Genomic DNA, 12,120 nt, shown 5'->3' with positions numbered 1-12,120 from the left:
CGTCCCGCGGGTGGTTTCAGGCGGATGCCTCGGTCAGCTCCGCGAGCTCCTGCTCACTCAGCCGGAGGCCTGCCACCGCCACCAGCGCGGGCAGCTGTTCGACGGTACGCGCGGAGGCGATGGGCGCGGTGACGGTCGGCCGGGAGGTCAGCCAGGCGAGGGCGACCGTGGCGATCTCGGCGTCGTGCTCCTGGGCGATCCGGTCGAGCGCGGCGAGCACCTTGCGGCCTCGCTCGGTCTCCAGGTGCTTGCCGGCGCCCTCGGCCCGCGCGCTCTCGACGGTCGTCCCCGGCCGGTACTTGCCGGTGAGGAAGCCCGCGGCGAGCGCGAAGTACGGGACCGCGGCGAGACCGGCGGCGGCCGCCGTGTCCTGGAGGGCGCCCTCGTAGGTGTCGCGCGAGACGAGGTTGTAGTGCGGCTGGAGCGCGACGTAGCGGGCCAGGCCCTCGCGCTCGGAGAATTCCAGGGAGGCCCGGAGCCGCTCGGCGCTGATGTTGGAGGCGGCGATCTCGCGCACGGTCCCCGCCTTCACCAGCTGGTCGAGCGCGGTGACAATCTCCTCGACGGGGACGCTCTCGTCGTCGAAGTGCGTGTAGTACAGATCGATGTGGTCGGTGCCGAGCCGGCGCAGGGACGCCTCGGCCGCCGCCTTGATCGTGGTGGGCGAGAGCCCCTTGTACGAGGGGTGGGCGCCGACCTTGGTGGCGATGACGACGTCGTCGCGGCGGGAACGGGCCGCCAGCCACTTGCCGATGAGGGTCTCCGACTCACCACCCTCGTTGCCCGGGATCCAGGCGGAGTAGGAGTCGGCGGTGTCGATGAAGTTGCCGCCGGCCGCGACGTACGCGTCGAGGACGGCGAACGTCCGCTCCTCGTCGGCGGTCCAGCCGAAGACGTTGCCGCCGAGGGCGAGGGGAAAGACCTGAAGGCTCGATGAACCGAGCGGGCGCAAAGACGTCATGCCCAGGAACAACCAGCTGGCGGAGGCAACTATTCCGTTCCGCTGGCGGCGTGCCCGGCCACCGCCGCCCGCTCCCGGCCGCCACGGCCCCGGACAGGCCGACGGCCCTGACGTCGGGGGGTCGTGCGTCAGGGCCGCCGGGGTTCTGCCGCGCCGGTCGCCGGCGCGTGGGATCAGATCGTGAGGCCCTTGCCGCGGAGCCAGGCCATCGGGTCGATGCCCGTGCCGTCCGCGGTGTGGACCTCGAGGTGCAGGTGGGCACCCGTCACGTTGCCGGTGGCGCCGACCCGGCCGATGGTCTGGCCGGTGGTGACCTTCTGCCCGGCGGACACGTCCATCGAGGACTGGTGGCAGTACCAGATCTCGGTGCCGTCGTCGAGCTCCAGGACCGTGCGGTAGCCGTACGAACCGGAGTAGCCGGCCGACTTCACCGTGCCGCTGTGCACGGCCTTGACCGGGGTCCCGGTCGGGGCCGCGAAGTCCAGCCCGGTGTGGTGCCCGGAGGACCACATCGAACCGGCCTGGCCGAAGGTCGAGCTGATGTAGTACGACGAGGTCGGTACGGCGTAGCTGGCGGCGAGCTTGGCGAGGCGCTCGGCCTCCGCCTTCTTCTCCGCCGCTTCTTCCGCCGCCTTCTTCTTCGCGGCGGCCTCGGCCTCGGCCACGCTCTGCTGCTTCGCCGCCTGGGCCGCGGCCGCCTCGGCCGCCGCCTTCTCCTGGGCGGCCTTGGCCTCGGCGTCGGCTCCGGCCTGCTGCTGCTCGGCCTGCTGGAGGATGCGGGCGCGCAGCGCCTCACCCGCGTCGGTGGCGCCTCCCTCGGCCTCGGCCGCGGTGATGCCCGCGGTGGTGAGCGGGGAGGAAGCGGCGACCGTCTCGTGGTCCGAGTCGGAGTCGCCGGACATGAACGCGCCCACGCCGGGCAGGGACTTGGCGTCAGGAAGATTGTCCGCGATGGAATCGGGAAGAGAGATGGAGACCGGCGGCTTGCTCTGCGCGGTGGCCATGCCACCCGCACCGACGGCCGCGATGACCCCGACGCCGAGGACGGTGGAGCTACGGGCGAGGCCGCGCTGCTTGGCTACGCGATGCCGGCCGCGTACGGGACGGATGGACTCCTCGGTGGGGTTCCATTCCTCCCACGTCCTGCCCTCGTCTCCGAAGCTGTCGGACCTGAAGGGTGACGGGGCCTCGGGGGCAGGCTGGTTGGACGCCACGTGGGCGCACTCCTTTCCTTCCTTCTCGCCTACCGGGTTAGCTGACGGGTTCGGAGCAGGAAGGTCTCCTACGGACCCCTTCGTCTCTCGCGAGACACAGGTGTCCGATTCACCCCATGTAGGTGGTTCCCCGGTTCCCTTGCGGAATTCGGCGCTGCGCACGGTGCCGCCTCTTGCGACGGCAGGTACAACCGCGCTGCGTTATCGAACGTTAATAGACACACGGGCCCGATTCCAAGCTGTTCCCATAGATCATTGACGCCCCCGGCCTGGACTTACAGGGGTCAATCGGGCGCAAAAGGGCGAGTTGAACGCGCATATTCCAGCCGTCAGTTTCTGACGGTACGTCAAATGTTATGCGGAGCGGGGTCCTTCGACTACCGACGGTGGTGACCGTTCATTCACTGTCCCGTCGCACGATCTTCACGGTGGTCCGGCGCCCCTGCTGACCCCTCGCCGGGCGGGCGACCGCGAGGAGCGCCAGGTCGTCCGTCGACCGGCCACCCGTGTGCAGCCGTACGTCGTCCGTGAGCGCGGACAGCAGTTCCTCGGGCCCCGGGAAGAGCCGGCCACGAAGCCGGTCCGCCGGGTCGTAGAACGCCCCCTTCACGTCCCGCGCCTCGGAGAGCCCGTCGGTGAACGCCAGGAACATCGCCCCGGCCGGCAGCGTCCACTCGTCGGCCCGGTCGGGCCACGCTCCGAGCCCCATCCCGAGCGGCAGGGCGGGCTCGGTCGGCACCAGCACGTCGAGCGAACCGTCGGGGTGGAGCACGAGCGGCTCGGGGTGGCCGCGGTTGATGACCTTCAGGGTGTCCGAGCCGACCGGGATCTCCGCCAGCACCGCGGTGACGAAACCCTCCATCGAGTCGAGCCCGCCCCGCCGCGAGCCCTCCCGGGCCAGCGCCCGCTCCAGCCGCTGGGCGACCCCCTCCAGCGACCTCTCCTGCTCGGCGGCCTCCCGGAACGCCCCGATCACGACGGCCACCGCCGCCACGGCGTCCAGGCCCTTGCCCCGGACGTCCCCGACGACCAGTCGCACCCCGTACGGGGTGTCCGCGGCGGCGAACAGGTCACCGCCGACGAACTCGTCCGCCTGGGCCGCCTCGTACCGTGCCGCGACCTCCAGCCCTCCGATCCGGTCCTCGGGCGTCGGCAGGACCGCGCGCATGGCGGTCTCCGCGATGACCCTCGCCGAGGCCAGCTGCTCGTTCCCACGGCGCACGACGCGGTTGATGACGAGGGAGAGCGCGACGACGGTCACCAGGGTCAGCAGGTCCGTGATCGACACGACCCCGGCGAGCGCGCCGTCGGACGACCGGAGGACGAATACGACGAGGACGGCGGCCACGCCGACCCTGACGGTGCCGGCCAGCGAGAAGAACGGGGCGGCGATCAGCGGAGCCGCGGTGAAGAGGGGGACCGCGGTGACCTCGGCCGGCGTCCCGAGGTCGAAGGCCACGCCGGCACAGATCATCAGGGCGGGCAGCGCACGCACGAACCGCCGGGAACGGGAGCCCCCGCCCACGTCCCTACGCCGCCCGTCCCGCTTCCCCACCTGTGTACTCCTGCCCGCTCCACCCACGGCTGCGGACGGTATCGCGCCCCGACCCGGCCGTCCGGAGCCGCGCCGAAGGGCGACGCGTCATGGGCCGAAGGGACGAGCGCGCCCGGAGCCTGGTTCTCCGGGGGTCAGTCGGAGAGCCGGTGCTGCGCGTAGATCGTCAGTGCATCCCGTACGAAGACGGCGGTTCCGTCCCCGTGGCGATCGTAGTTCCTCCCGAAGCGCGGATCGGCGACGTACATCTCCCCGAGCCCGGTCACATAGGCGCGGGTCACCTCGGCCGTCGCCGACAGCCACGCGCAGTGCCGCCGCGCGATGTCCTGCGCCTCCTCGCCGCCGGGTTCCAGACCGGCGGCCCTGGCCACCCCGTAGTCCCGGGCGATCTCCTCGTGCACGCCCTGGAAGCGGGCGCGTTCGGCCTCGCTCAGCCCGCGCCACCACCGGCCGCTCCGCTCGTACGCCTCCCGGCCCCAACGCTCGGTGACCTCCTCCTCGTACGCCGTGTGGTCGAATCCGTCGAACACTTCCTCGGCCATGAGTTCCTCCCCTTCCTCGGTCCTGCGCAGAGTGGTCCGCACCGAGGCGATCTGCCGCCCGATGCGCTCCCGTTCCTGCTCCAGCAGGCGCAGATGGGTCCGAAGAGCCGTCGCGGTGTCCCGCTGGCCCTCCAGGACGTCCTTGATCGCGGGCAGCGGGAGCCCCAGTTCCCGCAGCAGCAGGATGCGCTGGAGCCGGACCAGGGCCTCCTGGTCGTAATAGCGGTAGCCGTTGGCGCCCTTGCGGCTCGGCTCGAGGAGACCGACGTCTCCGTAGTGCCGCAGGGTCCGGCTCGTGGTGCCGGCCCGCCGGGCGATTTCCTGTATGGACCACTCCATGCCGGAAACGCTAGATCTTCACGCAGGCCTCTGTCTTCAGTAGCGGGGACAGGATTTGAACCTGCGACCTCTGGGTTATGAGCCCAGCGAGCTACCGAGCTGCTCCACCCCGCGTCGTTGTGAGTACAACTCTACGTCATCCAGGAGGGTGCTCCGACCATGTTTGGCCGCCGCACCCCCGCACCCTTCTCCCCGGAAGAGTCGAACCGAGTAGATCGCAACTCCAACAGAGTTTGATGCAGGAGGAGTTGGATCACGGAGCGGCGCGCCCACGGGAGTTTCCACATCCCCGGATCCGGCATCCCGCCCGGCCCCGGCCTCCCCGGCCGCGCCACGCCCGACCCGAGGCGGCGCTCCGCGATTGCGCCGCCCCCGGAGCGGCGGGACGCTGGACGTGAGAACTTTTCGGCGTCCGTCCCGTCCGCCCGGCGCCCCCGGGTGCCGGCGCCGACCGGTGAACCCCTCCGCGACGGGTGGTACAGGAGCAGGCCCGGACGCATGTGCGCGCTAGGAGACGATCATGGACGGCGCCCTCCTCGAGACGATGCGAACCGCTCTGCGCGGACCGGTCATCGGCCCGGACGACCAGGCGTACGGGCAGGCCCGTACGGTCTACAACGCCATGATCGACAAGAAACCGTCGGCCGTGGTCATGTGCCGCGACACGGCGGACGTCATCGAGGCCGTGAAGTTCATCCGCGCGAACGACCTGGACGTGGCGGTCCGGGGCGGTGGACACAGCGGCCCCGGACTGGGCCTCTCCGACGGCGCGGTCACCCTGGACCTCTCCCCCATGCGCGGCGTGCGGGTCGACCCGGCCACCCAGACCGCCCAGGCCGACGGAGGTGCGACGCTGGGTGACTTCGACCACGCCACCCACGCGTTCGGACTCGCCACCCCGGCGGGGATCATGTCCACGACTGGGATCGGCGGGCTCACCCTCGGTGGCGGACACGGCTACCTGACCCGCAAGTACGGCCTCTCCGTGGACAACCTGGTCTCCGCGGACGTGGTCCTGGCCGACGGCACCTTCGTCTCGGCCAACCCGAGTGAGCACTCCGACCTGTTCTGGGCGCTCCGGGGCGGCGGCGGCAACTTCGGCGTCGTCACGTCCTTCGACTTCGAGCTGCACCCCGTGGACACGGTGGGTGTCGCCGTCACCCTGTGGCCCCTGGAGCTCTTCCACGACGTCATCCGCTGGTACCGCGACTTCCTGCCGCAGGCGCCGGACGACCTCTACGGCTTCTTCGCCTCGCTGACGGTCCCGCCGGGCCCGCCCTTCCCCGAGGAGATCCACGGCCGGAAGATGTGCGGGGTCGTCTGGTCCTCGACGGCGGACCCGGAAGCGCTGGGCGAGACCCTCGCCGTCGTGAACGAACCCGGTACGCCCGCCTTCCACTTCACGACGCCGATGCCCTACCCGGCCCTGCAGAGCATGTTCGACGCGCTGATGCCGGCCGGCCTCCAGTGGTACTGGCGGGGCGACTTCTTCGACCGGATCACGGACGACGCCGTCGACGTGCACGCCTCCTTCGCCGAGAGGCTCCCCACCGGCCTGTCGACCATGCACCTGTACCCGGTCGACGGGGCCGCGGGCCGTGTCGGCCCGGACGACACCGCGTGGGCCTACCGCGACGCACACTGGTCCGGCGTCATCGCCGGCATCGACCCCGACCCGGCCAACGCGGCGGCGCTGCGGGAGTGGGCCGTCGGCTACTGGGAAGCGCTGCACCCGCACTCCATGGGCGGCGGCTACGTGAACTTCATCGGCACCGACGAGTCCCAGGACCGGGTCAAGGCCACCTACCGGGGCCATTACGACCGGCTCTCCGAGGCCAAGCGGACGTACGATCCGCACAACCTGTTCCACGCAAACCAGAACATCGAGCCCGCGCCGCCGCACTGACATGACGCCGGGCCCGGAATACCTGCGGAAAGCCGTGCCGGGAGGGTTACAGTCTGCATACACCGCCGCACAGATGATCCGGACGCCCCCGGAGCGGCGCGGGACCGGTAGCGGCACATCGTCGCCGTACCGGTCGGGACCGGCGCGGCATCGACGCGGCGGCTCGGTCACGGGGCTCTCACCACACCTACGTACAGGACAGCCGACATGACCGACATGCCCTCCCGCACGATCCAGCGGCACGCCGACAGCGCGACCACCACCGTCGACACGGGCGCCGCGGCCCCGCTGCCCTCGCCGCAGTACGCGGGCCTGTTCATCGAGCCCGACCTGCCGCCGTTCACCGACGAGTCGGAGTGATCCGGGAGCCCGTGACCTGCCCCGAGTGACCGGCCCGGCCGGCCGGTCGTTGGGAGACCATGCGCATCCGTATCGGCGTGGTCGTCCTCGCAGTGGTCCTGCTGATCGCCGCGTTCATCTCGAACATCCCGTCCAGGACGGAGACCGAGGCCGCCTGCCGGCGGGCCCTCGACAACCTCTCCACGTGGACCAACCGGCCGGACGTGTGCCTGGACGTGTCCTCGGAGACCTACCGGACGTTCCTCCTGATGTACCAACTGCGGGAGGAGGGCCTGGACTAGGGTCCAGGCCCCGCCCCGGATCAGCCCTGCTGCTGTTCCTTCCACTCCGCCTGGGCCTCGTCGAGGTTCTCGGCGAGCGTGTCCAGGAAGTCCTTGGCACTCGTCTTGCCGAGCATCACCTTCTGGAAGCCCGGCTCGCTGTCGGCCTTGGACAAGGTGTTCCAGTCCGGCAGGTAGTAGGGGAGCTGGACGATCTTGGTGTTGCCCGAGAACAGCGCCTCGGCGCCGAGCTTCGTGGTCTCGGCCTTGTCGAGCCAGGGGTCCTCGGCCGCTTCCTTGTTCGCCGGGATCAGGCCGGCGGACTCGCTGAACTTGGAGTTCGAGGCGTGGGACGCGGCGAACTCGATGAACTTCCAGGCCGCCGCCTTGTTCTCGGACGACTTGAGCAGACCGAGGCCCGAGACCGGGTTGGAGACCATCACCCGGGTCCCGTCGGCGAGTTCCGGCTGCGGGATGCCACGGAACTTGTCGGTACCGAGCGAACTCACGTGGTCCTGGTAGGAGCCCAGGTTGTGGTTGAGCATGGCGATGCCGCCGGAGTCGAACTGGGCGACCATCTTGGTGAAGTCGTTGTTGAGGTCGGCCTCCGGGGTGGACTTCTTGTACAGCCCGACGTACTTCTCCAGCGCCGCGACGTTCTTCGGGTCGTTGACCGTCGTCCTCGTCCCTGACTCGTCCCAGAACGAGTCGATGCCGGACTGCCCGTACATCGCGTCCAGTGCCTGGGCGATGGAACCCGGGCCGCCGCGGATGGTGTAGCCGAACTGGTTCTTCTTCTTGTCCGTCAGCTTCGCGGCGGCCCCGTAGAACTCGTCCCAGGTGTCCGGCTCGTCGAGCCCGGCCTTCTCGAACAGGTCCGTCCGGTAGTACAGGACGCCGTTGGTGGCGGAGATCGGCACCGTGTACAGCTCGTCCCGGCCGGCGGCGCTGCGCACGTTCTCGACCATCGCATCGTTGAGCTTGCCCTTGAGGGAGCTCTCCGCGATCCGGTCGTCGAGCGGCTCCAGGGCGTCCTGCGCGGTGATCCCGGCAACCATCGCGGCGCCCACGCCCCCGACGTCCGGCAGGCCGCCGCCCTGGATGGCGGTGTCGTACTTGGACTGGGCCTCGGTGGAGGCGATGCCCACGTACTGCACGTCGATGTCCGGGTTGGCCTTCTCGAAGTCGGCGATGATCTCCTTCCAGATCGCCGTGCGGACGCCGCCGTTCTCGTCCCAGAACACGATCTTCCCGGTTCCCGGGCCCTCGGCACCCTTCGCGCCGGTCATGCCGCTCCCGTCGTCGCCGCAGGCGGTGGCGGTGAGGGCCAGGGCGGACACCAGGGAGATCGCTGCGGCGAGACGGCTGTTGCGGGGCTTGATCATGGTCTGCTCTCTTCTCTGAGTGCTCACCGGCGGGACGCCGGGCAGCAGGGCGCCGCGGCGTGAACCGTGCGGGGTGGAGGTGCTTCGGGGAAGCAAGTGCTCCGGCGGTCCTGCGGAGCCGGAGGAAACCGGTGGGCCGGCGCGAGTCAGGGGGGACGGGCGGACGGGGGCGGACGGGTGGGAGCCTCAGCGTCTCCCGCGGTGACGGGGGCGCCGGGCAAGAGGGCTCGGGGCTGGCTGCATGGGGCGCTCGGCTCTCATATCGCGTCTCATATATGACATACGAAGGGCAACGCGAAGAACGTAAATCGGCCCACTCCCCCGGTCAATGCCCGTGCAGCAGAAACTTCTCGGGGCCGGGAACGCGGGAGCGCCCCGGTCGTCGGAACGCGCGTTCCGACGACCGGGGCGCTCCCGGCTGTCGCGGTCAGGCTTCGACGGTGACCTTGTCCGTCGTGGAGGGCCCGGTCCGGTCGCCGTCGGCGGCCGGACGGACGAGGCCCGGGATCAGCGCGGCGACCGCGGCGGCGACGAGGGCGACCCCGCAGCCGATCATCAGGCCGACGCGGAACCCGTCCTCGGAGGCGAGCGAGAAGCCGCCGAGGTTCATGGTCATCTGCGCCAGCACTACGCCGATGACCGCCGAGCCGATGGTGGTGCCCAGCGAACGCATCAGGGTGTTGAAGCCGTTGGCCGCGGCGGTCTCCGAGAGCGGGACGGAGCTCATGATCAGGGCGGGCATCGCGCCGTAGGCCAGGCCGACGCCGCTGTTGATGACGATTCCGACGACCATGAGGCCCCAGGCGGAGCCCATCAGGAAGAGCGAGAGGCCGTAGCCGAGGGAGATCACGAGGGCACCGAGCACGAGGGCGATCTTGGGGCCGCGTGCGTTGATCAGCTTCCCGCCGAGCGGGGAGACGATCATCATCATCACGCCGCCGGGGGCCATCCAGAGGCCCGCGGCCAGCATCGACTGCCCCAGGCCGTACCCCGTGGCCTCGGGGAACTGCAGCAGCTGCGGGGCGATGAGCATGAAGGAGTACATGCCGACGCCGACCAGGATCGACGAGATGTTGGTGAGCAGCACACGCGGCCGGGCGGTGGTCCGCAGGTCGACGAGCGGGTCACGGGTACGCAGCTCGTAGAAGCCCCAGGTGCCGAGCGCCACGACCGCGACCGCGAACAGGCCGAGCGTGGTGCCCGAACCCCAGCCCCAGTCGGCGCCCTTGGAGATCGCCAGCAGGAGGGACACCAGGCCGATGGCGAGCCCGATCGCGCCGGGGGCGTCGAAGCGCTGCCCCTTGGCCCCGGCCGGGACGTCCGGGACGAAGACGTAGATGAGCACGGCGATCATCACGGCCAGGACCGCGGAACCCCAGAACAGCACGCGCCAGCTGGCGTACTCGGCTACGGCCGCGGAGATCGGCAGGCCGAGGGCGCCGCCGATGCCCATGGAGGCGCTGACGAGGGCGATGGAGCCGCTGAGCTTCTCGTAGGGCACCACGTCACGCAGGAGCGCGATACCCAGCGGCACCATGCCCATGCCCATGCCCTGAAGACCACGCCCGACGATCATCGGCACCACGGAGGAGGCCAGTGCGCAGACGACGGACCCGACGATCAGCGGAACCGCGCAGGCCAGCAGCATGCGGCGCTTGCCGAGGAGGTCACCGAGCCGGCCGGTGACCGGCACGCACACACCCGCGACCAGGAGGGTGACCGTGACCACCCAGGCGGCGTTCGAGGACGAGGTGTCCAGGATCCGCGGCAGCTCCGCGATCAGCGGGGTCACCAGCGTCTGCATCACGGCGGCGACGGTGCCGGCCAGCGCCAGCGTCGTGATCACACCGCCTGTGCGGGCTGTGGGCTGGGACGTGTCCATATCTCGGGTCCTCGGCTATCCGGTCGGTTCGATGGAGGATTGGTATCGTACACATGCATTGCATCATGCATGTCATGTGGTTTATGCAAGTCTTGGCAAACATACGATGAAGTCGGCACGCACCACGGCACGACGACACACCGGCCCGCCCGGCAGGAAGCAGGAGGTGCCCGCGATGAAGAGGGCAACGCATGAGGTCGAGTACGAGCAGATGCTGCTCAGCCGGCACGGCCTGCTGACCCACAGAAAGGGACGCCGCAAGGACGGCCTCCTGGAGCGCAGCGCGTACGTCCTGCTCAGCCGTATCCGCGTGCAGGGCCCCATGTCCGTCGGTGAGCTCAGCGAGGCCTTCGACCTCGACGTGTCCACCCTCAACCGGCAGACCGCCGCGGTCATGCGCGCCGGCTTCGTGGAGCGCATCCCCGATCCGGACGGCGGCATGGCCCGCAAGTTCCGCATCACGGAGGAGGGGGCGAGGACCCTCGACGCGGAACGCGAGGGCATGGTCAGCTCCCTGGAGCGCGTCATGGCCGACTGGGCCGACGAGGACATCTCCGCCTTCGCCGGCTACCTGCGGCGTTTCAACTCCGACATCGAGCGCATCGGCGGCCGCCCCTGGCCGCGCCCCTGAGCCGGCGGCCGGAGGGCGCCGCGTTCCTCACGGGTTCCGGCGGGCGGACGACGCGAGGCGGTCGGCGAGCGCGGCGACGAGGTCGCGCAGTTCGTCGGGGCGCTCGATGACGAAGGGCCGGTCGAGCGCGGCCAGCACCGGGGGCAGCCAGTCGAGCCGCTCCGCCCGGACACCGACACGCCACCAGCGTCCGGGCGTCGGGTCACCGTCGGCCGCGGGCCCTTCCTCCGCCTCCAGGATCGCGACGGCTGCGGGAAGGCGGGCCCTGATCTGCTCGGCCGTTCCCTGGATCCGCAGGGTCACCTCGTGCCGGTACCCGGCCGTGGCGAACCCCGACAGCAGGCGCGCGGCAGGATCGGTACCCGCGGGCACCTCGAACGATCCGGGGAGAGCCCGCGCATCGGTGATGCGGTCTAGCCGGAAGGTCCGGTCCTCGCCGATCCCGGCGTCCCTGCCGGTGACGTACCACCGGCCCGCGTGGGCGACGATCCCGTAGGCGTGCAGGGTGCGTTCACCGCGCCGGCCGTCGCCGCCGGTGTATCTCATCGAGACCGGCCGGCCGTGACGCACCGCGTCGGCGATCGTGAGCAGGACCCCGGTGTCCGGGACGGCTGCCTCACCGGGGCCGTCCGTGAAGGCCAGGGATTCGAGAAGCGCGTCGAGCCGGCCGGCGAGATGCCCGGGCAGCACGCGCCGGATCTTGGCGGACGCCGTCTCGCTCGCCGTGTGCCCCGCCCCCGTCGGCGCCGCCCGGCGGCCCGCCACGAGGCCGAGCAGCACGGCCAGCGCCTCGTCGTCACTCAGCATGAGGGGCGGCAGGCGGTACCCGGCGCCGAGCCTGTACCCGCCGTACCGGCCCCGCACCGACTCCACGGGCACATCGAGGTCGATCAGCTGCTCCACGTACCGCCGCACGGTCCGCCCGTCGACGCCGAGCCGGTCGGCGAGCTCGGCCACCGTGCGGGTGCCGCCCGACTGCAGCAGCTCCAGGAGGGTCAGCACACGTCCGGCGGGTCGGGTCATGGACACAAGCCTAGGACCGCTTACAGGACGAATACTGTCCACTATCTCTCCTAGCCTCCGAG

11 protein-coding genes, 1 tRNA gene and 1 riboswitch are annotated in these 12,120 nt (G+C 70.6%); of the genes, 4 read left to right on the top strand and 8 right to left on the bottom strand.

The window, feature by feature from the left end; genetic code table 11:
* Window positions 1-16: 16 nt before the first annotated feature.
* The 5 genes from IA22_RS0108395 to IA22_RS0108375 all read right to left on the bottom strand — a co-directional run bounded on the left by IA22_RS0108395 (window position 17) and on the right by IA22_RS0108375 (window position 4,725).
* Entirely contained in the window at window positions 17-961 is a 945-nt protein-coding gene (locus tag IA22_RS0108395; protein WP_030123177.1) for an aldo/keto reductase, read from the bottom strand.
* Between the two features lie 173 nt (window positions 962-1,134).
* Entirely contained in the window at window positions 1,135-2,175 is a 1,041-nt protein-coding gene (locus tag IA22_RS0108390; protein WP_030123176.1) for a M23 family metallopeptidase, read from the bottom strand.
* Between the two features lie 11 nt (window positions 2,176-2,186).
* Window positions 2,187-2,339: riboswitch (cyclic di-AMP (ydaO/yuaA leader) on the bottom strand.
* A gap of 233 nt (window positions 2,340-2,572) precedes the next feature.
* Window positions 2,573-3,730 (bottom strand): PP2C family protein-serine/threonine phosphatase, encoded by a 1,158-nt coding sequence (locus IA22_RS0108385; protein WP_030123175.1) that lies wholly within the window; start codon window positions 3,728-3,730, stop codon window positions 2,573-2,575.
* A 134-nt stretch (window positions 3,731-3,864) separates the two neighbouring features.
* Window positions 3,865-4,611, bottom strand: coding sequence for a MerR family transcriptional regulator (locus IA22_RS0108380; protein ID WP_030123174.1), 747 nt, complete (start codon window positions 4,609-4,611; stop codon window positions 3,865-3,867).
* Between the two features lie 40 nt (window positions 4,612-4,651).
* Window positions 4,652-4,725, bottom strand: a tRNA-Met gene (locus tag IA22_RS0108375).
* Window positions 4,726-5,131: 406 nt separating this feature from the next.
* Between IA22_RS0108375 and IA22_RS0108370 the strand changes: the two genes are divergently transcribed.
* From IA22_RS0108370 to IA22_RS0108360, 3 genes are all read left to right on the top strand, one after another.
* Complete coding sequence (locus IA22_RS0108370; RefSeq protein ID WP_030123173.1) at window positions 5,132-6,517, top strand: FAD-binding oxidoreductase; 1,386 nt, start codon at window positions 5,132-5,134, stop codon at window positions 6,515-6,517.
* Between the two features lie 207 nt (window positions 6,518-6,724).
* Window positions 6,725-6,877: a hypothetical protein gene (locus IA22_RS37080; RefSeq protein ID WP_014155010.1), complete on the top strand. Its 153-nt coding sequence runs from the start codon at window positions 6,725-6,727 to the stop codon at window positions 6,875-6,877.
* Window positions 6,878-6,936: 59 nt separating this feature from the next.
* On the top strand, window positions 6,937-7,158 hold the full coding sequence (locus tag IA22_RS0108360) for a hypothetical protein (RefSeq protein ID WP_014155011.1): 222 nt from the start codon (window positions 6,937-6,939) through the stop codon (window positions 7,156-7,158).
* Between the two features lie 20 nt (window positions 7,159-7,178).
* On the opposite strand, the gene IA22_RS0108355 is transcribed toward IA22_RS0108360, so the two are convergent.
* On the bottom strand, window positions 7,179-8,522 hold the full coding sequence (locus tag IA22_RS0108355) for an ABC transporter substrate-binding protein (RefSeq protein ID WP_014155012.1): 1,344 nt from the start codon (window positions 8,520-8,522) through the stop codon (window positions 7,179-7,181).
* A 427-nt stretch (window positions 8,523-8,949) separates the two neighbouring features.
* Window positions 8,950-10,404 carry an MFS transporter gene (locus tag IA22_RS0108350; protein WP_030123171.1) on the bottom strand — a complete coding sequence of 485 codons (1,455 nt, stop codon included), beginning with the start codon at window positions 10,402-10,404 and terminating at the stop codon, window positions 8,950-8,952.
* Window positions 10,405-10,579: 175 nt separating this feature from the next.
* On the opposite strand from IA22_RS0108350, the gene IA22_RS0108345 reads away from it, so the two are divergent.
* Window positions 10,580-11,035: a MarR family winged helix-turn-helix transcriptional regulator gene (locus tag IA22_RS0108345; RefSeq protein WP_014155014.1), complete on the top strand. Its 456-nt coding sequence runs from the start codon at window positions 10,580-10,582 to the stop codon at window positions 11,033-11,035.
* A 27-nt stretch (window positions 11,036-11,062) separates the two neighbouring features.
* On the opposite strand, the gene IA22_RS0108340 is transcribed toward IA22_RS0108345, so the two are convergent.
* Window positions 11,063-12,058, bottom strand: coding sequence for a helix-turn-helix transcriptional regulator (locus IA22_RS0108340; protein ID WP_030123169.1), 996 nt, complete (start codon window positions 12,056-12,058; stop codon window positions 11,063-11,065).
* Between the last annotated feature and the right edge of the window lie 62 nt (window positions 12,059-12,120).

The organism is Kitasatospora papulosa (assembly GCF_000717245.1).
GTDB classification, from domain to species: domain Bacteria; phylum Actinomycetota; class Actinomycetes; order Streptomycetales; family Streptomycetaceae; genus Streptomyces; species Streptomyces papulosus.
Note: the sequence above shows the minus strand (reverse complement) of the source record. Positions and strands in the feature narration are given on the sequence as shown.

What these genes read in the sequence shown, in the direction of transcription:
- IA22_RS37080 (WP_014155010.1), top strand. Translation starts at nt 6,725, where the DNA reads ATGACCGACATGCCCTCCCGCACGATCCAGCGGCACGCCGACAGCGCG.
- IA22_RS0108380 (WP_030123174.1), bottom strand. Translation starts at nt 4,611, where the DNA reads ATGGAGTGGTCCATACAGGAAATCGCCCGGCGGGCCGGCACCACGAGC.
- IA22_RS0108395 (WP_030123177.1), bottom strand. Translation starts at nt 961, where the DNA reads ATGACGTCTTTGCGCCCGCTCGGTTCATCGAGCCTTCAGGTCTTTCCC.
- IA22_RS0108340 (WP_030123169.1), bottom strand. Translation starts at nt 12,058, where the DNA reads ATGACCCGACCCGCCGGACGTGTGCTGACCCTCCTGGAGCTGCTGCAG.
- IA22_RS0108355 (WP_014155012.1), bottom strand. Translation starts at nt 8,522, where the DNA reads ATGATCAAGCCCCGCAACAGCCGTCTCGCCGCAGCGATCTCCCTGGTG.
- IA22_RS0108370 (WP_030123173.1), top strand. Translation starts at nt 5,132, where the DNA reads ATGGACGGCGCCCTCCTCGAGACGATGCGAACCGCTCTGCGCGGACCG.
- IA22_RS0108350 (WP_030123171.1), bottom strand. Translation starts at nt 10,404, where the DNA reads ATGGACACGTCCCAGCCCACAGCCCGCACAGGCGGTGTGATCACGACG.
- IA22_RS0108360 (WP_014155011.1), top strand. Translation starts at nt 6,937, where the DNA reads ATGCGCATCCGTATCGGCGTGGTCGTCCTCGCAGTGGTCCTGCTGATC.
- IA22_RS0108345 (WP_014155014.1), top strand. Translation starts at nt 10,580, where the DNA reads ATGAAGAGGGCAACGCATGAGGTCGAGTACGAGCAGATGCTGCTCAGC.